Source organism: Arthrobacter sp. StoSoilB20, from assembly GCF_019977295.1.
Lineage (GTDB): Bacteria > Actinomycetota > Actinomycetes > Actinomycetales > Micrococcaceae > Arthrobacter > Arthrobacter nicotinovorans_A.
In genome coordinates, this window is sequence record NZ_AP024651.1 from 180,586 (window position 1) to 202,893 (window position 22,308).

Sequence of the window (22,308 nt, forward strand, 5' to 3'; positions counted from 1 at the left end):
ATGGCCATCAAACTCGTGACCACTGCAGCCGAACTGCGCGCCGAAAGTGCCCGCCTCCTTGCTGCCAAGGGCGGAAACTCGCAGGGCCTTGTGCCCACCATGGGCGCCCTGCACTCTGGCCACGCATCGCTTGCGCGGACGGCCGTGGCAGAGAACGACGTCGTGGTGGCCACCATCTTCGTAAACCCGCTGCAATTCGGCGATGCCGTGGACCTGGACCGCTACCCGCGCACGCTCGATGCCGACATGGCCCTGCTGGATGCCGAAGGCGTCGACCTCGTCTTCGCCCCGTCCGTTGACGAGGTTTACCCCGGCGGCCGGCCGCTGGTTCGCGTAACCTCCGGACCACTGGGCGAAAAGTGGGAGGGTGCATCGCGCCCCGGCCACTTCGACGGAGCCCTCACGGTGGTGGCCAAACTATTGCACTACGGGCTTCCCGGAGGTGCTGCAGCGGACGGCACGACGGCGGCCTACCGGGCTTACTTCGGACAGAAGGACGCGCAGCAGCTGGCATTGGTGAAGCGGATGGTCGCGGACCTGAACTTTCCGGTCGAGATAGTTCCTGTGCCCATTGTCCGCAGTGAAGACGGACTGGCGCTCTCGAGCCGCAACAGGTTCCTTTCCGAGGAGGAACGCGAGGCTGCCCTCGTCCTTTCCCGGGCTTTGCGCCTTATTGAGTCCCGCGCAAACGCGCACGAACCGCTTGACCTTGACTCCGCCGTCGCGCTTGTTGAATCCCAGCCGCTGGTGGAACTGGACTATTTCGACGTCGTCGATCCCGTCACGCTGGAGCCGCTCGCCGAGAACTGCAAGGAGACTCCGTTCCGCGGGGAAGGCCTGGCGATCATTGCGGCAAAGGTGGGGCCGGTACGCCTGATTGATAACGCCCCATTGTTCTCCTGACGTTTGGAATTTTCCTGCTGACGGGAATTGCTTGGGCGCTTAGACTGTTCTAGTCTTCACCGGCATCGATCGCCGGACACCAAATCCAACCCTTGGGGAATCCTCATGTCTACCGACGTCACGTCCGACGCCAACGGAAAGCCTGAATCCGGTGCATCCGGTTCCGTCGCCTCAGCAGAGCCGGCGGCTTCCCAGGCTCCGCAGGTTCCGGCGTTTCAAGCCCCTGTGTCCGGGAAAATGTCACGTGAATCCGTGACGGTTATTGTCACCCTCCTGGTGGCAACCTTCGTGGTGATCCTTAACGAGACCATCATGAACGTCGCCCTCCAGCGGCTCATGACGGACCTCCAAGTCAGTGCATCCACCGTGCAGTGGCTGGCCACCGGGTTCATGCTGACCATGGCAGTTGTCATTCCCACCACCGGGTTCATCCTTCAGCGGATGAGCACCCGCGGGGCGTTCATGCTGGCCATGGGATTCTTCAGCGGCGGAACGCTGCTTGCCGCTCTGGCACCGGGCTTCCTCGTGTTGTTGCTGGCGCGCATTGTCCAGGCCGGCGGTACTGCCATCATGCTGCCGCTGCTCATGACCACCATCCTGACGCTGGTACCCATGTCCAAACGCGGTGCCGTCATGGGCAACGTCAGCATTGCCATTTCGGTTGCTCCGGCCATGGGCCCCACCGTTTCCGGCATCATCCTGGACAACTTCTCGTGGCGCTTCATGTTCGTGTTCGTGCTGCCGGTTGCCCTGGCTGCATTCGCAATTGGTGCCAAGTACCTCACCAACGTGGGTGAACGCGAGAAGACCACGCTGGACGTTCCTTCAGTGATCCTCACCGTTCCCGCCTTCGGTGGGCTGGTGTACGGCCTCAGCCAGATTGGCGGCGCCGAGGCCGGCGTAGTTCCCGTCATCGCACTGGTAGTTGGGGTTCTCTGCCTTGCGTTGTTTGTCTTCCGGCAGCTCAATCTCCAGAAGTCCGACGCCCCGCTGCTGGATCTTCGCGCTTTCAAGTTCCGGATGTTCACGGTATCCACGCTGCTGATGGTCGTTGCCATGATGGCCCTGTTCGGCGGCGTGATCCTGTTGCCGCTGTACCTGCAGAACACCTTGCACCTTCAGCCGCTGGAGACCGGGCTGGCATTGCTGCCCGGTGGTCTGGCCATGGGCTTGCTGGGCCCTGTCATCGGACGGATTTTCGACAAAGTAGGTCCCCTGCCGCTCACCGTCTCCGGCTCCGTGCTTATGGTCCTGACACTGTGGCAGTTCTCCCGCCTGGATGAGGGAAGTTCGCTTGGCTGGGTCATCGCCTTGCACGTCACCCTGAGCCTTGGACTGGCACTGCTGTTCACGCCGGCGTTCACCACTGGCCTCAACCCGTTGCCGCCGCACCTTTACTCCCACGGTTCGGCAATCATCAGCACCGCCCAGCAGGTTTCCGGTGCAGCCGGCACGGCACTGCTTGTGTCCATCTACGCAGTGGTTTCGGCATCGTCCGGTTTGGTGGCCGGGATGCAGGCAGCTTTCCTGGCCGCAACAGTGATCGCTGTAGCGGCAGTGGTGCTCGGCGCCATGATGCGCAAGACCGAAGGTGCCGGAGGACACGGGGGCCACTGACCCGCGCTTCTCGCGTCTTCCTGCAGCGCTCCTCCACTTCGGTGGGGGAGCGCTGTTGGGTTTAAGGGTGCTGCGCGGCATGGCCTCCCGGTTTCGATTGGCTGCCGGAGGGGCGGGGGCCCGCTGCTGGTTGGGTCGCACTGCTGGACGGCGGGGGCGCACTGCTCGAGGGGAAGGGGGGCGCACTGTTGGAGGGGACGGGGGCGCACTGTTGGAGGGGCGGGGGGGGCGCACTGCTGGAGGGGCGGCGTCATCCTCGGCGCGCTCGGTCGTTCCTCCCTTGGACGCGCGCTGCCGGATGCCCCCGCCCCTCCCGACGCTCTCTCACTTCCCCCTGGATTGGCGGCGGATCCTCTCTCATGTCCCCCGGTCTTGGGGTGGATCCTCTCTCACATCCCCGGGTTTGGTTGGCGGCTGTTGGATGGATGGGGTCTTCCTTGGTGCGCTTGGTCGTTCTTCCCTTGGGCGCGCGCTGCCGGACGGCCCCGCCCCTCCCCAACGCTCCTTCATGTCCCCTGGGTTTGGGGGTGGATCCTCTCTCACGTCCCCCGGGTTTGGGGCGGATCCTCTCTCATGTCCCCCGGGTTTGGCTGGCGGCTGGGCGGGGCTCTTCCTAGGTGCGCCTGGTCGTTTCTCCTTTGGGATGCGCGCTGCGGGATGCCTCCGCCCCTTCCCAACGCTCTCGCACTTCCCCGGGTTTGGGGTGGATCCTCTCTCATGTCTCCCGGGTTGCGGGGTGGCTGTTGTTTGGATGGGGGTCTTCCTTGGTGCGCTTGGTCGTTCTTCCCTTGGGCGCGGGCTGCCAGATGTCCCTGTACCTTCCGACGCTCTTTCACTTCCCCTGGGGTTGGGGGCGGATCCTCTCTCACGTCCCCCGGTCTTGGGCCGGATGCCCGCTCACTTCCCAGGGGTTGGGTTGGCGGCTGGTCGGGTGGGACATTCTGGGGTGCGCTTGGTCGTTCTTCCTTTGGATGCGCGCTGTCGGATGTCCCTGTACCTTCCGATGCTCTTTCACTTCCCCTGGGGTTGGGGGCGGATCTTCTCTCACGTCCCCCGGTCTTGGGCCGGATGCCCGCTCACTTCCCAGGGGTTGGGTTGGCGGCTGGTCGGGTGGGACATTCTGGGGTGCGCTTGGTCGTTCTTCCTTTGGGCGCGCGCTGTCGGATGTCCCTGCACCTTCCGATGCTCTTTCACTTCCCCCGGGGTTGGGGGCGGGTCCTCTCTCACAACCCCCGGGGTCGGGGGTTGATCCTCTCTCACGTCGCGTCGCGTCTCATGTCTTGGGGGTTGTGTTGTGTGATGGGGTTCACGGGGGTTTGTTTTTGGTGTTTGGGGGTGTTTTGTGGGGGTGTGGTTGGTGTTTTCGTTGTGTTTTCGGGGTTTTTGGGTGGTGTTGGTGTGGATTTGGTGTGGGGGTGGGGCGCGTGTAAAGTTATTCGAGTCGCCGCCGCTGATGCGGAAATGATGGTGACAGACTCCCTTCAGATTGCCGGTTTCGGTGGTGCTTTGGTGCGCTTCCGGGTTGGTGTGGGAGGCCTGGGGTTGGTTTGCTTTGTGCGGCTGGTTCGGGTAAGTTTGAAAAGTTGCTCCGGAGCGATCCTGGACCCTGGTGGGTGTGGGTGGTGCCGGTAGTGTCTGTTGTTTGAGAACTCAATAGTGTGCCAAGTTTGTTGATGCCGATTGTTTTATTGATTGGTTGAAATTATGGCCAGGTTGCTGCGCACCCCCGTGTGTGGTGGTCTGGTTTTCAGCTGGTTTCGAATTTTGTGCAGCCGCGTCCTGTCGTTATTTCCGGTGGGTGTGGTTGTGTCTGTTTGATTTGTTTTACTTCAACGGAGAGTTTGATCCTGGCTCAGGATGAACGCTGGCGGCGTGCTTAACACATGCAAGTCGAACGATGATCCCAGCTTGCTGGGGGATTAGTGGCGAACGGGTGAGTAACACGTGAGTAACCTGCCCTTGACTCTGGGATAAGCCTGGGAAACTGGGTCTAATACCGGATATGACTCCTCATCGCATGGTGGGGGGTGGAAAGCTTTTGTGGTTTTGGATGGACTCGCGGCCTATCAGCTTGTTGGTGGGGTAATGGCCTACCAAGGCGACGACGGGTAGCCGGCCTGAGAGGGTGACCGGCCACACTGGGACTGAGACACGGCCCAGACTCCTACGGGAGGCAGCAGTGGGGAATATTGCACAATGGGCGCAAGCCTGATGCAGCGACGCCGCGTGAGGGATGACGGCCTTCGGGTTGTAAACCTCTTTCAGTAGGGAAGAAGCGAAAGTGACGGTACCTGCAGAAGAAGCGCCGGCTAACTACGTGCCAGCAGCCGCGGTAATACGTAGGGCGCAAGCGTTATCCGGAATTATTGGGCGTAAAGAGCTCGTAGGCGGTTTGTCGCGTCTGCTGTGAAAGACCGGGGCTCAACTCCGGTTCTGCAGTGGGTACGGGCAGACTAGAGTGCAGTAGGGGAGACTGGAATTCCTGGTGTAGCGGTGAAATGCGCAGATATCAGGAGGAACACCGATGGCGAAGGCAGGTCTCTGGGCTGTAACTGACGCTGAGGAGCGAAAGCATGGGGAGCGAACAGGATTAGATACCCTGGTAGTCCATGCCGTAAACGTTGGGCACTAGGTGTGGGGGACATTCCACGTTTTCCGCGCCGTAGCTAACGCATTAAGTGCCCCGCCTGGGGAGTACGGCCGCAAGGCTAAAACTCAAAGGAATTGACGGGGGCCCGCACAAGCGGCGGAGCATGCGGATTAATTCGATGCAACGCGAAGAACCTTACCAAGGCTTGACATGAACCGGTAATACCTGGAAACAGGTGCCCCGCTTGCGGTCGGTTTACAGGTGGTGCATGGTTGTCGTCAGCTCGTGTCGTGAGATGTTGGGTTAAGTCCCGCAACGAGCGCAACCCTCGTTCTATGTTGCCAGCGCGTTATGGCGGGGACTCATAGGAGACTGCCGGGGTCAACTCGGAGGAAGGTGGGGACGACGTCAAATCATCATGCCCCTTATGTCTTGGGCTTCACGCATGCTACAATGGCCGGTACAAAGGGTTGCGATACTGTGAGGTGGAGCTAATCCCAAAAAGCCGGTCTCAGTTCGGATTGGGGTCTGCAACTCGACCCCATGAAGTCGGAGTCGCTAGTAATCGCAGATCAGCAACGCTGCGGTGAATACGTTCCCGGGCCTTGTACACACCGCCCGTCAAGTCACGAAAGTTGGTAACACCCGAAGCCGGTGGCCTAACCCTTGTGGGGGGAGCCGTCGAAGGTGGGACCGGCGATTGGGACTAAGTCGTAACAAGGTAGCCGTACCGGAAGGTGCGGCTGGATCACCTCCTTTCTAAGGAGCTGCTAGCAGTCGTGTTGTTTGCCTGCATGGGTGGATGACGGGTTGCCAGTGTTGCCCATTGCGCAGGCGTTTGTTCTGCGGTGGGTGCTCATGGGTGGAATATCAACAAATCATTTTTTGGCATGGCCTTTGCTGGTTGTGTCCTGGTGTTAGTACGGCATCTTGTGTCCTCTTTTGGGGGGTGTGGGGTGTGTGGAACGCTGCTGGGGCGTGGTTGGTGGGTTGTGTTTGGCGCACTGTTGGGTCCTGAGGCAACAGGACCTTTTTGCAGCAATGCAGGGGGGCATCTTCTGGTGTTTCTTTTGTTCCTGCTTCCGGTTTTCCTTGTCTGTTTGTCATGGTCCGTGCACGTTGGTGTGTGGGTTGTGGTGGGTGGGGGGCTGGTTGATGGGGTTGTTGTTTGAGAACTACATAGTGGACGCGAGCATCTGAAACATGCACGGTGGCTGATTATCCTTTTGTCCTTCCCTTTGGGGTGGGTGGGGGTGGTTGGTGTGTGTGTTTCTACAGCAATTTCTTATGAATGAACCTGGCCCTTGTGGTCATGGTTCTCTCGAGTAAGTTTATTGATCTTGTGTGGTCAAGTTTTTAAGGGCACACGGTGGATGCCTTGGCATTAGGAGCCGAAGAAGGACGTAGGAATCTGCGATAAGCCTGGGGGAGTTGATAACCGAGCGTTGATCCCAGGATGTCCGAATGGGGAAACCCCGCACAACGCTGTGAGGTGATTGTGTGACCCGCATCTGAACACATAGGGTGCGTGGGGGGAACGCGGGGAAGTGAAACATCTCAGTACCCGCAGGAAGAGAAAACAATAGTGATTCCGTTAGTAGTGGCGAGCGAACGCGGATCAGGCTAAACCGTTTCCATGTGTGATAGCCGGCGGGCGTTGCATGGGCGGGGTTGTGGGACTTTCCGTTCTGGTTCTGCCGGACCAGTGGGGTGATGTGCGTGCATAGGTGAACGGTCTTGAAAGGCCGGCCAGAGAGGGTGTGAGCCCCGTAACCGTAATGTTGTGTGCAGCCTGGAGAGTATCCCAAGTAGCACGGGGCCCGAGAAATCCCGTGCGAATCTGTCAGGACCACCTGATAAGCCTAAATACTTCCTAATGACCGATAGCGGACCAGTACCGTGAGGGAAAGGTGAAAAGTACCCCGGGAGGGGAGTGAAACAGTACCTGAAACCGTGTGCTTACAATCCGTCGGAGCCAGTCTGATTCTGGTGACGGCGTGCCTTTTGAAGAATGAGCCTGCGAGTTAGTGTTACGTCGCGAGGTTAACCCGTGTGGGGTAGCCGTAGCGAAAGCGAGTCTGAATAGGGCGAGTGTAGTGGCGTGATCTAGACCCGAAGCGGAGTGATCTACCCATGGCCAGGTTGAAGCGACGGTAAGACGTCGTGGAGGACCGAACCCACTTCAGTTGAAAATGGAGGGGATGAGCTGTGGGTAGGGGTGAAAGGCCAATCAAACTCCGTGATAGCTGGTTCTCCCCGAAATGCATTTAGGTGCAGCGTTGCGTGTTTCTTGCCGGAGGTAGAGCTACTGGATGGCCGATGGGCCCTACAAGGTTACTGACGTCAGCCAAACTCCGAATGCCGGTAAGTGAGAGCGCAGCAGTGAGACTGTGGGGGATAAGCTTCATAGTCGAGAGGGAAACAGCCCAGACCACCAACTAAGGCCCCTAAGCGTGTGCTAAGTGGGAAAGGATGTGGAGTTGCGAAGACAACCAGGAGGTTGGCTTAGAAGCAGCCATCCTTGAAAGAGTGCGTAATAGCTCACTGGTCAAGTGATTCCGCGCCGACAATGTAGCGGGGCTCAAGTACACCGCCGAAGTTGTGGATTTCACACATTGCCCTAGCCTTCGTGGTTCAGGGGTGTGGAGTGGTAGGGGAGCGTCGTGTGGGCAGTGAAGTCGCGGTGTAAACCAGCGGTGGAGCCTACACGAGTGAGAATGCAGGCATGAGTAGCGAAAGACGGGTGAGAAACCCGTCCGCCGAATGATCAAGGGTTCCAGGGTCAAGCTAATCTGCCCTGGGTAAGTCGGGACCTAAGGCGAGGCCGACAGGCGTAGTCGATGGACAACGGGTTGATATTCCCGTACCGGCGAAAAACCGCCCATGCCAAGCGGGGGATACTAACCGCCCGGAGCCTGCCCGCTCACCCTTGTGGTGTTGTGGGTTTTGGCCGAGCGCGGGACCTGATCCTGGGAGGTAAGCGTATTAACAGGTGTGACGCAGGAAGGTAGCCGGGCCGGGCGATGGTTGCCCCGGTCTAAGGATGTAGGGTCAGGGATAGGCAAATCCGTTCCTGTGTGCTTCGAGCACGTGCCTGAGATCTGATGGGACTCCCGTAAGGGGGGATCCGGTGATCCTATGCTGCCAAGAAAAGCATCGACGCGAGGTTTTAGCCGCCCGTACCCCAAACCGACACAGGTGATCAGGTAGAGAATACCAAGGCGATCGAGAGAATTATGGTTAAGGAACTCGGCAAAATGCCCCCGTAACTTCGGGAGAAGGGGGGCCTGCCCCGTGATGGAGACTTGCTCTCCGTGAGCGGGTGTGGGCCGCAGAGACCAGGGGGAAGCGACTGTTTACTAAAAACACAGGTCCGTGCGAAGTCGCAAGACGATGTATACGGACTGACTCCTGCCCGGTGCTGGAAGGTTAAGAGGACCGGTTAGCCACTTCGGTGGCGAAGCTGAGAATTTAAGCCCCAGTAAACGGCGGTGGTAACTATAACCATCCTAAGGTAGCGAAATTCCTTGTCGGGTAAGTTCCGACCTGCACGAATGGAGTAACGACTTCCCCGCTGTCTCAACCATAAACTCGGCGAAATTGCAGTACGAGTAAAGATGCTCGTTACGCGCAGCAGGACGGAAAGACCCCGAGACCTTTACTATAGTTTGGTATTGGTGTTCGGAGTGGCTTGTGTAGGATAGGTGGGAGACGTTGAAACCCGGACGCCAGTTCGGGTGGAGTCATCGTTGAAATACCACTCTGGTCACTTTGGACATCTAACTTCGGCCCGTGATCCGGGTCAGGGACAGTGCCTGATGGGTAGTTTAACTGGGGCGGTTGCCTCCTAAAAAGTAACGGAGGCGCCCAAAGGTTCCCTCAGCCTGGTTGGCAATCAGGTGTCGAGTGTAAGTGCACAAGGGAGCTTGACTGTGAGAGAGACATCTCAAGCAGGGACGAAAGTCGGGACTAGTGATCCGGCGGTACATTGTGGAATGGCCGTCGCTCAACGGATAAAAGGTACCTCGGGGATAACAGGCTGATCTTGCCCAAGAGTCCATATCGACGGCATGGTTTGGCACCTCGATGTCGGCTCGTCGCATCCTGGGGCTGGAGTAGGTCCCAAGGGTTGGGCTGTTCGCCCATTAAAGCGGTACGCGAGCTGGGTTTAGAACGTCGTGAGACAGTTCGGTCCCTATCCGCTGCGCGCGCAGGAAATTTGAGAAGGGCTGTCCTTAGTACGAGAGGACCGGGACGGACGAACCTCTGGTGTGTCAGTTGTACTGCCAAGTGCATCGCTGATTAGCTACGTTCGGATGGGATAACCGCTGAAAGCATCTAAGCGGGAAGCTCGCTTCAAGATGAGATTTCCATACACATTATGTGTGAGAGGCCCCCAGCCAGACCACTGGGTTGATAGGCCGGATGTGGAAGCGAGGACTAAAGACTCGTGAAGCTGACCGGTACTAATAGGCCAACAACTTACACCACACAACACACTGCACGCGTCCACTATGTGGTTCCCGAACAACAACCCACCACGGGTTGCCGGAACCAACCAAATAACTGAATAACAACCAAGCACCACAGTTGTAACCACAAACTTCCCACCCCCGAAACCCGGTCACACCAGGTCACGGCGGGACGGGTAAAAAGGTTACGGCGGTCATAGCGTGGGGGAAACGCCCGGTCCCATTCCGAACCCGGAAGCTAAGACCCACAGCGCCGATGGTACTGCACCCGGGAGGGTGTGGGAGAGTAGGACACCGCCGGACAACCATTAAGGCAAGAGCCCCGACCACAGGTCGGGGCTCTTCCCCTTTAACCACCACACGGCAAACCAAACCAGGCAAGTCGCCAGGAACCAGGCTTGTCCCATTGGTCCGAACAGCATCCGCCCCGAAGGGCAGTCTTAAGCTGAGTACGGCTTGTTCTTCACTGCCGACGTCGGGATGGAAGAGATGGACCGAAACACGCAGTCACTGCCGTCATGGACTTTCCGTTCGGGGAATGCGGAAGACCACCCAGGGTATGCAGACCTATGGATGCAGGCAATTGCCTTTCGTGATGGCACACGCCCGGATCCCGACGTGAAACGCAAGGCGTTGACGAAACTAACCTCCCCGGGGAGCGTCCTTTCGATCGTGGAAAGCCGGTCAGCGATCTGCGGGTTTGCACTGGTCTTGGAAGACACTCAGGGAGGTTCCTCCCGCACGGCCCACCTCTCGCTGCTTGCCGTGAACCCGTCCATCCAGGCCCGTGGAGTGGGGCGCGCCTTGCCGGCCAACATCACTCGGGGGCTCATAACAGAGGGTTTTACCTCGGCCTCGCTCAGGGTTGTGAGTGACAACCTGCCTGCGCGGAAGCTGTACGAAGCGGCCGGTTGGAAGGCTGCAGGTCACGGAGTCTTCGAAGACTCGGGACGTCCCTGCATCCATTACCAGCTGAGCTTGACGGACAACGGGCTATAGCCGGGTGACCGTGCCAGCAGAGGCAGCCCAGCACTCCCGTGCAGTGTCACCTCGCTGGCGGTCGAGTTCCTGACGAATCAAGCACCGGATGACTTCGCAGCCTTTGCAGCTGCCTTGGCCGCTTGCTTGCTGGCGCGTACTTTGACCAAGGACTGTGGATCGACGATGTCGGCCACGGACAAGTACGCTCCTTCCTCGCCGTAGTGGCCGGCGGCTTCACGCCACCCCTGGGCTTGTAGACCGCACTGCTTGCCCAACAGCGCCAGGAAGATCTTCGCCTTCTGTTCGCCGAAGCCTGGCAATGCCTTCAGCCGGCGGAGTACCTCGGGACCATCAGGGTTGCCACGGGTCCAAATTGCTGCGGCATCCCCGTTCCAATCGCTGTGCACCGTTTCAGCCAGGGCCTGCACTCTGCCGGCCATCGATCCAGGGAAGCGATGGACTGCCGGCTTCTCCTTGAAGACCTCAACGAAGCCGGCGGGGTCGTGCTCTGCGATGACAGCAGGTTCCAGCGACCCGAGCCGGGAGCGGATCTTCTCCGGACCGGCAAAGGCCGACTCCATGGTGACTTGTTGATCGAGCAGCATGCCTGTGAGCAACGCAAAGGCGTCGTCGGTGAGCAGTTGGTCGGCGGCGGCATCTCCGGTGATGTGCAGTTCCATGCTTTCCATCCTCCCACCAGGTGGAGTCGACGTCATGGGTCCCACCTCTTGTGACCGCGGACGTGGCACACATCGGGCCCGGCAACTGTCGGCTACCTGCTGTTGGTGGGGGTTGGTGTTCGACGGCGGTTTGGTGGGGGTTGTGGGGGTGGTTGGGTGTGGGTGGGGTGGTGTGTGGGGGTGGATTTGCGTTGGGGGTTGGGGGCGTGTATTGTTTTCTGAGTCGCCGGGTGCGAAACGGAAAGCCGGAAGGTGTGTACGGTTCGGTAGGCGGCCAAAAATAACTCTTCTTTTCCAATGGCCCTGTTGGGTGCGCTGCTTTGTGTGGTGTGCTGTGGGTGATGTTTTGGGGGGTCTGTTGTTTGAGAACTCAATAGTGTGCCAAGTTTGTTGATGCCGATTGTTTTATTGATTGGTTGAAATTATGGCCGGATTGCTGCGCACCCCCGTGTGTGGTGGTCTGGTTTTCAGCTGGTTTCGAATTTTGTGCAGCCGCGTCCTGTCGTTATTTCCGGTGGGTGTGGTTGTGTCTGTTTGATTTGTTTTACTTCAACGGAGAGTTTGATCCTGGCTCAGGATGAACGCTGGCGGCGTGCTTAACACATGCAAGTCGAACGATGATCCCAGCTTGCTGGGGGATTAGTGGCGAACGGGTGAGTAACACGTGAGTAACCTGCCCTTGACTCTGGGATAAGCCTGGGAAACTGGGTCTAATACCGGATATGACTCCTCATCGCATGGTGGGGGGTGGAAAGCTTTTGTGGTTTTGGATGGACTCGCGGCCTATCAGCTTGTTGGTGGGGTAATGGCCTACCAAGGCGACGACGGGTAGCCGGCCTGAGAGGGTGACCGGCCACACTGGGACTGAGACACGGCCCAGACTCCTACGGGAGGCAGCAGTGGGGAATATTGCACAATGGGCGCAAGCCTGATGCAGCGACGCCGCGTGAGGGATGACGGCCTTCGGGTTGTAAACCTCTTTCAGTAGGGAAGAAGCGAAAGTGACGGTACCTGCAGAAGAAGCGCCGGCTAACTACGTGCCAGCAGCCGCGGTAATACGTAGGGCGCAAGCGTTATCCGGAATTATTGGGCGTAAAGAGCTCGTAGGCGGTTTGTCGCGTCTGCTGTGAAAGACCGGGGCTCAACTCCGGTTCTGCAGTGGGTACGGGCAGACTAGAGTGCAGTAGGGGAGACTGGAATTCCTGGTGTAGCGGTGAAATGCGCAGATATCAGGAGGAACACCGATGGCGAAGGCAGGTCTCTGGGCTGTAACTGACGCTGAGGAGCGAAAGCATGGGGAGCGAACAGGATTAGATACCCTGGTAGTCCATGCCGTAAACGTTGGGCACTAGGTGTGGGGGACATTCCACGTTTTCCGCGCCGTAGCTAACGCATTAAGTGCCCCGCCTGGGGAGTACGGCCGCAAGGCTAAAACTCAAAGGAATTGACGGGGGCCCGCACAAGCGGCGGAGCATGCGGATTAATTCGATGCAACGCGAAGAACCTTACCAAGGCTTGACATGAACCGGTAATACCTGGAAACAGGTGCCCCGCTTGCGGTCGGTTTACAGGTGGTGCATGGTTGTCGTCAGCTCGTGTCGTGAGATGTTGGGTTAAGTCCCGCAACGAGCGCAACCCTCGTTCTATGTTGCCAGCGCGTTATGGCGGGGACTCATAGGAGACTGCCGGGGTCAACTCGGAGGAAGGTGGGGACGACGTCAAATCATCATGCCCCTTATGTCTTGGGCTTCACGCATGCTACAATGGCCGGTACAAAGGGTTGCGATACTGTGAGGTGGAGCTAATCCCAAAAAGCCGGTCTCAGTTCGGATTGGGGTCTGCAACTCGACCCCATGAAGTCGGAGTCGCTAGTAATCGCAGATCAGCAACGCTGCGGTGAATACGTTCCCGGGCCTTGTACACACCGCCCGTCAAGTCACGAAAGTTGGTAACACCCGAAGCCGGTGGCCTAACCCTTGTGGGGGGAGCCGTCGAAGGTGGGACCGGCGATTGGGACTAAGTCGTAACAAGGTAGCCGTACCGGAAGGTGCGGCTGGATCACCTCCTTTCTAAGGAGCTGCTAGCAGTCGTGTTGTTTGCCTGCATGGGTGGATGACGGGTTGCCAGTGTTGCCCATTGCGCAGGCGTTTGTTCTGCGGTGGGTGCTCATGGGTGGAATATCAACAAATCATTTTTTGGCATGGCCTTTGCTGGTTGTGTCCTGGTGTTAGTACGGCATCTTGTGTCCTCTTTTGGGGGGTGTGGGGTGTGTGGAACGCTGCTGGGGCGTGGTTGGTGGGTTGTGTTTGGCGCACTGTTGGGTCCTGAGGCAACAGGACCTTTTTGCAGCAATGCAGGGGGGCATCTTCTGGTGTTTCTTTTGTTCCTGCTTCCGGTTTTCCTTGTCTGTTTGTCATGGTCCGTGCACGTTGGTGTGTGGGTTGTGGTGGGTGGGGGGCTGGTTGATGGGGTTGTTGTTTGAGAACTACATAGTGGACGCGAGCATCTGAAACATGCACGGTGGCTGATTATCCTTTTGTCCTTCCCTTTGGGGTGGGTGGGGGTGGTTGGTGTGTGTGTTTCTACAGCAATTTCTTATGAATGAACCTGGCCCTTGTGGTCATGGTTCTCTCGAGTAAGTTTATTGATCTTGTGTGGTCAAGTTTTTAAGGGCACACGGTGGATGCCTTGGCATTAGGAGCCGAAGAAGGACGTAGGAATCTGCGATAAGCCTGGGGGAGTTGATAACCGAGCGTTGATCCCAGGATGTCCGAATGGGGAAACCCCGCACAACGCTGTGAGGTGATTGTGTGACCCGCATCTGAACACATAGGGTGCGTGGGGGGAACGCGGGGAAGTGAAACATCTCAGTACCCGCAGGAAGAGAAAACAATAGTGATTCCGTTAGTAGTGGCGAGCGAACGCGGATCAGGCTAAACCGTTTCCATGTGTGATAGCCGGCGGGCGTTGCATGGGCGGGGTTGTGGGACTTTCCGTTCTGGTTCTGCCGGACCAGTGGGGTGATGTGCGTGCATAGGTGAACGGTCTTGAAAGGCCGGCCAGAGAGGGTGTGAGCCCCGTAACCGTAATGTTGTGTGCAGCCTGGAGAGTATCCCAAGTAGCACGGGGCCCGAGAAATCCCGTGCGAATCTGTCAGGACCACCTGATAAGCCTAAATACTTCCTAATGACCGATAGCGGACCAGTACCGTGAGGGAAAGGTGAAAAGTACCCCGGGAGGGGAGTGAAACAGTACCTGAAACCGTGTGCTTACAATCCGTCGGAGCCAGTCTGATTCTGGTGACGGCGTGCCTTTTGAAGAATGAGCCTGCGAGTTAGTGTTACGTCGCGAGGTTAACCCGTGTGGGGTAGCCGTAGCGAAAGCGAGTCTGAATAGGGCGAGTGTAGTGGCGTGATCTAGACCCGAAGCGGAGTGATCTACCCATGGCCAGGTTGAAGCGACGGTAAGACGTCGTGGAGGACCGAACCCACTTCAGTTGAAAATGGAGGGGATGAGCTGTGGGTAGGGGTGAAAGGCCAATCAAACTCCGTGATAGCTGGTTCTCCCCGAAATGCATTTAGGTGCAGCGTTGCGTGTTTCTTGCCGGAGGTAGAGCTACTGGATGGCCGATGGGCCCTACAAGGTTACTGACGTCAGCCAAACTCCGAATGCCGGTAAGTGAGAGCGCAGCAGTGAGACTGTGGGGGATAAGCTTCATAGTCGAGAGGGAAACAGCCCAGACCACCAACTAAGGCCCCTAAGCGTGTGCTAAGTGGGAAAGGATGTGGAGTTGCGAAGACAACCAGGAGGTTGGCTTAGAAGCAGCCATCCTTGAAAGAGTGCGTAATAGCTCACTGGTCAAGTGATTCCGCGCCGACAATGTAGCGGGGCTCAAGTACACCGCCGAAGTTGTGGATTTCACACATTGCCCTAGCCTTCGTGGTTCAGGGGTGTGGAGTGGTAGGGGAGCGTCGTGTGGGCAGTGAAGTCGCGGTGTAAACCAGCGGTGGAGCCTACACGAGTGAGAATGCAGGCATGAGTAGCGAAAGACGGGTGAGAAACCCGTCCGCCGAATGATCAAGGGTTCCAGGGTCAAGCTAATCTGCCCTGGGTAAGTCGGGACCTAAGGCGAGGCCGACAGGCGTAGTCGATGGACAACGGGTTGATATTCCCGTACCGGCGAAAAACCGCCCATGCCAAGCGGGGGATACTAACCGCCCGGAGCCTGCCCGCTCACCCTTGTGGTGTTGTGGGTTTTGGCCGAGCGCGGGACCTGATCCTGGGAGGTAAGCGTATTAACAGGTGTGACGCAGGAAGGTAGCCGGGCCGGGCGATGGTTGCCCCGGTCTAAGGATGTAGGGTCAGGGATAGGCAAATCCGTTCCTGTGTGCTTCGAGCACGTGCCTGAGATCTGATGGGACTCCCGTAAGGGGGGATCCGGTGATCCTATGCTGCCAAGAAAAGCATCGACGCGAGGTTTTAGCCGCCCGTACCCCAAACCGACACAGGTGATCAGGTAGAGAATACCAAGGCGATCGAGAGAATTATGGTTAAGGAACTCGGCAAAATGCCCCCGTAACTTCGGGAGAAGGGGGGCCTGCCCCGTGATGGAGACTTGCTCTCCGTGAGCGGGTGTGGGCCGCAGAGACCAGGGGGAAGCGACTGTTTACTAAAAACACAGGTCCGTGCGAAGTCGCAAGACGATGTATACGGACTGACTCCTGCCCGGTGCTGGAAGGTTAAGAGGACCGGTTAGCCACTTCGGTGGCGAAGCTGAGAATTTAAGCCCCAGTAAACGGCGGTGGTAACTATAACCATCCTAAGGTAGCGAAATTCCTTGTCGGGTAAGTTCCGACCTGCACGAATGGAGTAACGACTTCCCCGCTGTCTCAACCATAAACTCGGCGAAATTGCAGTACGAGTAAAGATGCTCGTTACGCGCAGCAGGACGGAAAGACCCCGAGACCTTTACTATAGTTTGGTATTGGTGTTCGGAGTGGCTTGTGTAGGATAGGTGGGAGACGTTGAAACCCGGACGCCAGTTCGGGTGGAGTCATCGTTGAAATACCACTCTGGTCACTTTGGACATCTAACTTCGGCCCGTGATCCGGGTCAGGGACAGTGCCTGATGGGTAGTTTAACTGGGGCGGTTGCCTCCTAAAAAGTAACGGAGGCGCCCAAAGGTTCCCTCAGCCTGGTTGGCAATCAGGTGTCGAGTGTAAGTGCACAAGGGAGCTTGACTGTGAGAGAGACATCTCAAGCAGGGACGAAAGTCGGGACTAGTGATCCGGCGGTACATTGTGGAATGGCCGTCGCTCAACGGATAAAAGGTACCTCGGGGATAACAGGCTGATCTTGCCCAAGAGTCCATATCGACGGCATGGTTTGGCACCTCGATGTCGGCTCGTCGCATCCTGGGGCTGGAGTAGGTCCCAAGGGTTGGGCTGTTCGCCCATTAAAGCGGTACGCGAGCTGGGTTTAGAACGTCGTGAGACAGTTCGGTCCCTATCCGCTGCGCGCGCAGGAAATTTGAGAAGGGCTGTCCTTAGTACGAGAGGACCGGGACGGACGAACCTCTGGTGTGTCAGTTGTACTGCCAAGTGCATCGCTGATTAGCTACGTTCGGATGGGATAACCGCTGAAAGCATCTAAGCGGGAAGCTCGCTTCAAGATGAGATTTCCATACACATTATGTGTGAGAGGCCCCCAGCCAGACCACTGGGTTGATAGGCCGGATGTGGAAGCGAGGACTAAAGACTCGTGAAGCTGACCGGTACTAATAGGCCAACAACTTACACCACACAACACACTGCACGCGTCCACTATGTGGTTCCCGAACAACAACCCACCACGGGTTGCCGGAACCAACCAAATAACTGAATAACAACCAAGCACCACAGTTGTAACCACAAACTTCCCACCCCCGAAACCCGGTCACACCAGGTCACGGCGGGACGGGTAAAAAGGTTACGGCGGTCATAGCGTGGGGGAAACGCCCGGTCCCATTCCGAACCCGGAAGCTAAGACCCACAGCGCCGATGGTACTGCACCCGGGAGGGTGTGGGAGAGTAGGACACCGCCGGACACACATTAGGCAAGAGCCCCGACCCAAGGTCGGGGCTCTTCCCCTTTAACCACCACAACACCACCACAAGCAGGCACCACATCAAGCACCGGCTGGGCCACCCACAGGGAGACCAGCCCGGCAGCGAACAGCCCCGCTCACCACCACAGCCGGCCCAGCACGGCCGCGCTCATCACCACAAACACCCCAAGCGGCCCAGCCCGGCCCCGCTCACCACCACAGCCGGCCCAGCCCGCCAACAGGCCGGCCCCAGCAATCACCCACCCAAACACTCCAACACCGCGTCCACCACGTGGCTTCGCTGCCTGTCCTGCCGATAGACCAGGTACTCAGTGATGGGCGGTATGGCATCGGCGAAGTCCAGCAGAACCAGCCGTGGATCGTCGTTGAATTCGTCCTCCGCAATGACACCTATGCCCAAGCCTGCAATGACGGCGGCGTGGACTGCTTCCCGGCTGTCAGTCTCGAGCACTTCGGTTGGTTGGAGTTGGGCGCTGGAGAGCGCGGTTTCTATGGATCGGCGCGTGACCGACCCGATCTCGCGAATGATCAGAGGATGGTCCACGAGGTCCCGCAACCGGATCATCTTGCTGCCGGCCAGTGCGTGATCCTGGCGAACGAAGGCGACCAGGTCCTGCTTTGCGAGGGCACGTGCCACCAGGTCAGGATGGGGTGTTTCGTCAGCGATGATGCCGACGTCCACAGTTCCGGCCAGGACCCGCTTGCGCACTTCGGCGGAGTTGCCGCTGATGAGTTGGATATTGACGCCGGGATTCTGCCGGCGGAAGATGCTCAGCAGGCCCACTGCGTTGATGGGCGCATCGGTGCCGAACCGCAACTCTCCTTGCATGACGTTCCGGGCCTTGGCCAGAATGGTCTCCGCCTCAAGTTCGGCCCCGAACAGTCTCGCTGTGACCACCAGGAGCTTGCTGCCCAAGGGCGTCAGTTCCACGGACCGTCCCGATCGTTGCAGCAGATGTACTCCGTGGCGCCGTTCCAGGAGTCGGACCTGCTCGGACAGGGTTGGTTGGCTCACGCCTGCGGCTGCTGCCGCCGCGACGTAACTGCCGTGTGTCGCTACGAGGTGGAACGCCCGGAGATGAGTCAGATTCATAGGCATTGCCTAAGTCTCCTATAGACAGGGGCGCTCCCTCCTATGAGTCGACGACGAATCCACGTACCGTCTTGGCTGTGAAGAGAGAACCCCACGTCCTGGTCGTCGGAATTGACGGTGTCCGTTACGACTCCCTCCTGTCCGCGGCCACTCCCGCTGTGGACTGTATCGCCCGCGGAGGTTTCCTCCTCCCAGTGACAGTTCACCCCAGGAACGTCACCATTTCCGGTCCGGTTTGGGCCACGGTGGCCACCGGTGTTTACGCGGACCGGCACAAGGTAACCGGCAACAGTGTGCATCCGCCGGAGTTGGCTGATTTCCAGGACTTCACGGCGGTGCTTCGCGCGTCACGTCCGGGGTCCCGCACCATGATCGCTGCCAGTTGGCTTCCGGTGGCGGCGCCCACTGCGTGTGGACCGCTCTTCTCCTCCCGCGGTTGGGTGCCGGACAAGGACCCTGAGGAAGCCAACGACGGCGGCAGTTGGGCAAGTGCCGATGACGCTGTCGCAAGGTACGCAGCCGGGCGGTTGGAGAAGGAGGACATCTCGGCGTCCTTTGTGTACTTTGGCCAGGCGGATGTTGAAGCACATAACAACGGCACGGGGTCCGGCTATGTCTTGGCTATTCAAAACTGCGACATGCGACTCATGACGCTGCTGGAAGCCATCAAGGCCAGACCCAATCGCCGGAACGAAGACTGGACCATCATTGTGGTCACCGACCACGGGCACTTGGATGCCGGCGGACACGGGGGCTGGAGCGAGGAAGAGCGCACTGCCTGGATCGCGGCGTGCGGAGCAAGCGTGCCGGAGGACGTCAAGGCCGTGGACCACGCGGACATTTTTACCCAGGTGCTCGCCGCATTTGGCGTAACTGCAGGAGCCGCGGGGGGTGTTCCGTTCGGTGCCCGGTGTGCAGGACCGGAGCAGCTGGCGCCGGAGCAGCTGGCCCCGGAGCCGCCCGCCCGGAGTCCCGTGCCGGGGACGCCCGCCCCGGGGACCGCGGAGGAACTGCCTACCCGGGGTGCCGCCCCGGGGACCGCGGAGGAACTGCCTACCCGGGGTGCCGCCCCGGGGACCGCGGAGGAACTGCCTACCCGGGGTGCCGCCCCGGAGCCGCCTGCCCGCACAGCAGCTCTCCGTTGACCGTTGTGGTGACGGCCGCAGTCTTCTTGGCAGCGCTCCTGCACAGCGTCTGGAACGCCCTGGCAAAGGCAATCCCGGACCGCCTTGCTTCATCGACCATGATTGCCTTGGCCTATCTGGCGTCCGGGTTGGTGGGGGCGGCGGTGTTCGGAGTTCCCGTGCAGGAATCATGGCCCTTTGTGGTGGCCTCGGCTGCCTTGCAGACCTGCTACCTGATCCTGTTGACCACCTCGTACAGGCACGGCGACTTTTCCCAGGTCTATCCGTTGGCACGGGGCCTTGCCGTGCTTCTGGTCACGGTCATCGCCACCACCGTGCTTGCCGAGAGATTGAGCCTTTGGCAGCTGACGGGGGTGGCAGTGGTCGCTGGCTCATTGCTGAGCCTTGCCCTGATACGACAGGGCGCAGCGGCCGGGCCGGGCAGGAACCGTAAAGGTACCCTTTTTGCCGTGCTCACTGGAGCGGCCATTGCGGCCTATACCTTGGTTGACGGGGTAGGAGTCCGGGTTTCCGGGCAGCCGATGGCCTATGTCTCGTGGCTGTTCCTGCTGCAGGGTTTCCTGATTCCCGTGGTTTGCTGGCGAATGGCCGCCGATCGCCGTTCCTTCCCGCAGCGTGTGATGCGGTACTGGAAGCCGGGATTCGTCGGGGGACTGGTGTCGATGCTGGCTTACGGGATCGTCGTTTGGGCACAGAGCCTGGCACCGCTGGCCTTGGTGTCGGCGCTCCGCGAAACCAGTGTCCTCCTTGCAGGCGTCATCGGCGCCGTATTCTTCAATGAAAGGTTCAGCCGGCTTCGGCTTGGCCTGACGGTTGTGGCCGTGGCCGGGATCGCCGCGATCCAGCTTGGCTAGCCTGGGAAGAACTCCGACAGCTCCGGGTTCGGCCGGCTTCGGCTTGGCCTGACGGTTGTGGCCGTGGCCGGGATCGCCGCGATCCAGCTTGGCTAGCCCGAGAAGAACTCCGACAGCTCCGAGACCAGCTTGTCCGGGGCCTTGTTGGGCCCGTCATGGCCGAACCCGGGGAGGATGGTGTAGCTGGATCCGGACAGGATGTCGTGAATTTGGCCGCAGGCAACACCGAAGTATGCGGGGCTCTTTTCGCCCACCACGATCAAGGTTTCCAACGGAAGCTCAACGAATGGTTCGGCCGGCATGTCCGCGGCGATGACGGCCTTGATTTCACGGACACCACAGGTCATCAGCTCGCGCATCTGCTTGCCCAGGGGTGTCCCGGCGGCAAGCTTGTTCGCCAGGGTCAACATGGACAGGGGCATTCTGGCGAAGGCGCCACCGGTTTCCACTCCCTTGATGAGGATGGCGAGGGCGCGATCGTAGTCTCCGGCCGCCGTCGCGCGTTCATAATCGGGTGTCCAGTCTGCTTTGACGCTGTGGTTGACGGACACTGCGGGATCGTACACGGCCAGTCTTTCCACCGGCAGGGTGCGTGCGGCGTGCAGCGCTACGGCGCCACCGAAGCTGTGCCCAAAGACGTCCGTGCTGGACGTGTGCTTCATGACCGCGTCGAGGTCCCGGATGTCGGCCTCGAGGGTGTAATCCTCGGACTGTGGGGATGAATCGCCCCGTCCGCGCCGGTTGAACGTATGGACGGGACGTCCCAGGGCTTCACTTAGCTTTTGCGCGAAACGCGTGTAATCGGCGGCCGTCACCATGGAGGCCGGAACGACGACGACGCCGGAGCCTGCTGCTGCCAGCTCACCGCCTGTGGTGAGTACTTCGAGATGTCCGCCGTCGGGGGTCATGATGATGTCGCGCGTCATGACTCGAGCCTAGCCGAGCGACCTGAATGCAAGCAGCATCCCTGCCCCTATGTGGAAAAAGGAACCGCTGTGGGAAAGCCCTCAGCGTTTGAAGTAGTTCGAAATATCGGTCACCAGCTCGTTGACGGCTGCAGGGATGGACCCGTGGAATCCCTTGGGAGAGACCTCCAGCGTGCTGCCGGGAACCGCCCTGTTCAACCGAGCTGCGGTGACCTTGTAGAACTGCGGGCTTTTCTTGCCCACCATGAAGTGCGTGCTGGAGGGAAGGACGGAGAAATCGGTCGGAGTATCCGAGGCTTCGAAGGCTGCCTTCAGCTCACCTACGCCTGAGGGCATGAGCTCGCGGAAAAGCTTGTTCACTTTGGTCCGCGACACCACAGCCATGAGTCCCGCCAGAATCGGCTCGGGAACCCGGGCCAAGGCAGTTCCGGGCTGCATCCCGCGCTTCATCCGGGCCAGGGCCAGCCCAACATCGCCCTTGTTGACGGAGTCCTCGAACCCGGCAAGCCAGTCCGTGTCCATGCTGCCGTCGATGTTCACGGCAGCGTCGTAGACAGCGAGCTTGTCCGGCTGGTGGCGGGTGCCGGCGAAGGCCTGCGCGGCATTCAGGGCCACGGAGCCACCCAGGCTGTGGCCAAAAATGTTCCGTGCGCCGGTGGCGTCCATGATGGTGCGGACATCGGCGATTTCCGTATCCATGGAGTAATGGTTGGGCTGTTCGGTGGATTTGCCCCTGCCGCGGCGGTCGTACACGTCCACCGCCCAGCCGTCTCCCAGGCCCTTGGCCAAGGCTATGGAGAACGGCCGGTATATGAGGGCAGTGAGGAAAGCGCCGCCGATCAGCACAACCCGGCGTTCCCCGGGCGCCTCTTCGGCGCCGTAGCTGTACAAGGCGAGCCGTCCGCCGTCGTGCGTCTGAATATCGCGTTCCTTCACCGGAA

At 59.3% G+C, this 22,308-nt stretch carries 9 protein-coding genes and 6 rRNA genes; 11 read left to right on the forward strand and 4 right to left on the reverse strand.

Going from position 1 to position 22,308, the window contains the following annotated elements; genetic code table 11:
* From panC to LDN85_RS00945, 6 genes are all read left to right on the forward strand, one after another.
* Nucleotides 1-903 (forward strand): pantoate--beta-alanine ligase, encoded by a 903-nt coding sequence (gene panC / locus LDN85_RS00920; RefSeq protein WP_223944345.1) that lies wholly within the window; start codon nt 1-3, stop codon nt 901-903.
* Nucleotides 904-1,008: 105 nt separating this feature from the next.
* Complete coding sequence (locus LDN85_RS00925) at nt 1,009-2,520, forward strand: DHA2 family efflux MFS transporter permease subunit (protein WP_223944346.1); 1,512 nt, start codon at nt 1,009-1,011, stop codon at nt 2,518-2,520.
* A gap of 1,829 nt (nt 2,521-4,349) precedes the next feature.
* Nucleotides 4,350-5,869 (forward strand): 16S ribosomal RNA (locus LDN85_RS00930).
* 587 nt (nt 5,870-6,456) lie between these two features.
* Nucleotides 6,457-9,601, forward strand: a 23S ribosomal RNA gene (locus LDN85_RS00935).
* 167 nt (nt 9,602-9,768) lie between these two features.
* Nucleotides 9,769-9,885, forward strand: a 5S ribosomal RNA gene (rrf, locus tag LDN85_RS00940).
* Nucleotides 9,886-10,071: 186 nt separating this feature from the next.
* Nucleotides 10,072-10,581 (forward strand): GNAT family N-acetyltransferase, encoded by a 510-nt coding sequence (locus LDN85_RS00945; RefSeq protein ID WP_223944347.1) that lies wholly within the window; start codon nt 10,072-10,074, stop codon nt 10,579-10,581.
* Between the two features lie 77 nt (nt 10,582-10,658).
* Here LDN85_RS00945 and LDN85_RS00950 read toward each other — a convergent pair whose 3' ends face one another.
* Entirely contained in the window at nt 10,659-11,252 is a 594-nt protein-coding gene (locus LDN85_RS00950; RefSeq protein ID WP_223945398.1) for an HhH-GPD-type base excision DNA repair protein, read from the reverse strand.
* A 540-nt stretch (nt 11,253-11,792) separates the two neighbouring features.
* On the opposite strand from LDN85_RS00950, the gene LDN85_RS00955 reads away from it, so the two are divergent.
* The 3 genes from LDN85_RS00955 to rrf (LDN85_RS00965) all read left to right on the forward strand — a co-directional run bounded on the left by LDN85_RS00955 (nt 11,793) and on the right by rrf (LDN85_RS00965) (nt 17,328).
* Nucleotides 11,793-13,312: ribosomal RNA gene (locus LDN85_RS00955) — 16S ribosomal RNA — on the forward strand.
* Between the two features lie 587 nt (nt 13,313-13,899).
* A 23S ribosomal RNA gene (locus LDN85_RS00960) occupies nt 13,900-17,044 on the forward strand.
* A gap of 167 nt (nt 17,045-17,211) precedes the next feature.
* Nucleotides 17,212-17,328, forward strand: a 5S ribosomal RNA gene (rrf, locus tag LDN85_RS00965).
* The 16S, 23S and 5S rRNA genes sit together here, the layout of an rRNA operon.
* 256 nt (nt 17,329-17,584) lie before the next feature.
* On the opposite strand, the gene LDN85_RS00970 is transcribed toward rrf (LDN85_RS00965), so the two are convergent.
* Entirely contained in the window at nt 17,585-18,442 is an 858-nt protein-coding gene (locus tag LDN85_RS00970; protein ID WP_026547960.1) for a LysR substrate-binding domain-containing protein, read from the reverse strand.
* Nucleotides 18,443-18,519: 77 nt separating this feature from the next.
* On the opposite strand from LDN85_RS00970, the gene LDN85_RS00975 reads away from it, so the two are divergent.
* Nucleotides 18,520-19,587: an alkaline phosphatase family protein gene (locus LDN85_RS00975; RefSeq protein WP_223944348.1), complete on the forward strand. Its 1,068-nt coding sequence runs from the start codon at nt 18,520-18,522 to the stop codon at nt 19,585-19,587.
* 8 nt (nt 19,588-19,595) lie between these two features.
* Entirely contained in the window at nt 19,596-20,441 is an 846-nt protein-coding gene (locus LDN85_RS00980; protein ID WP_223944349.1) for an EamA family transporter, read from the forward strand.
* Between the two features lie 92 nt (nt 20,442-20,533).
* Here the strand turns inward: LDN85_RS00980 and LDN85_RS00985 are convergent, their stop codons facing one another.
* The gene (locus tag LDN85_RS00985) at nt 20,534-21,367 is read right to left on the reverse strand and encodes an alpha/beta hydrolase (protein WP_026547962.1); all 834 of its coding nucleotides are present in this window, start codon (nt 21,365-21,367) and stop codon (nt 20,534-20,536) included.
* Nucleotides 21,368-21,448: 81 nt separating this feature from the next.
* Nucleotides 21,449-22,303: an alpha/beta hydrolase gene (locus tag LDN85_RS00990; RefSeq protein ID WP_223944350.1), complete on the reverse strand. Its 855-nt coding sequence runs from the start codon at nt 22,301-22,303 to the stop codon at nt 21,449-21,451.
* Nucleotides 22,304-22,308 lie beyond the last annotated feature (5 nt).

Bases quoted from the DNA above. Each gene is read 5' to 3' on its own strand.
- panC (WP_223944345.1), top strand. From the start codon at position 1: ATGGCCATCAAACTCGTGACCACTGCAGCCGAACTGCGCGCCGAAAGT.
- LDN85_RS00925 (WP_223944346.1), top strand. From the start codon at position 1,009: ATGTCTACCGACGTCACGTCCGACGCCAACGGAAAGCCTGAATCCGGT.
- LDN85_RS00945 (WP_223944347.1), top strand. From the start codon at position 10,072: ATGGACCGAAACACGCAGTCACTGCCGTCATGGACTTTCCGTTCGGGG.
- LDN85_RS00950 (WP_223945398.1), bottom strand. From the start codon at position 11,252: ATGGAAAGCATGGAACTGCACATCACCGGAGATGCCGCCGCCGACCAA.
- LDN85_RS00970 (WP_026547960.1), bottom strand. From the start codon at position 18,442: ATGAATCTGACTCATCTCCGGGCGTTCCACCTCGTAGCGACACACGGC.
- LDN85_RS00985 (WP_026547962.1), bottom strand. From the start codon at position 21,367: ATGACGCGCGACATCATCATGACCCCCGACGGCGGACATCTCGAAGTA.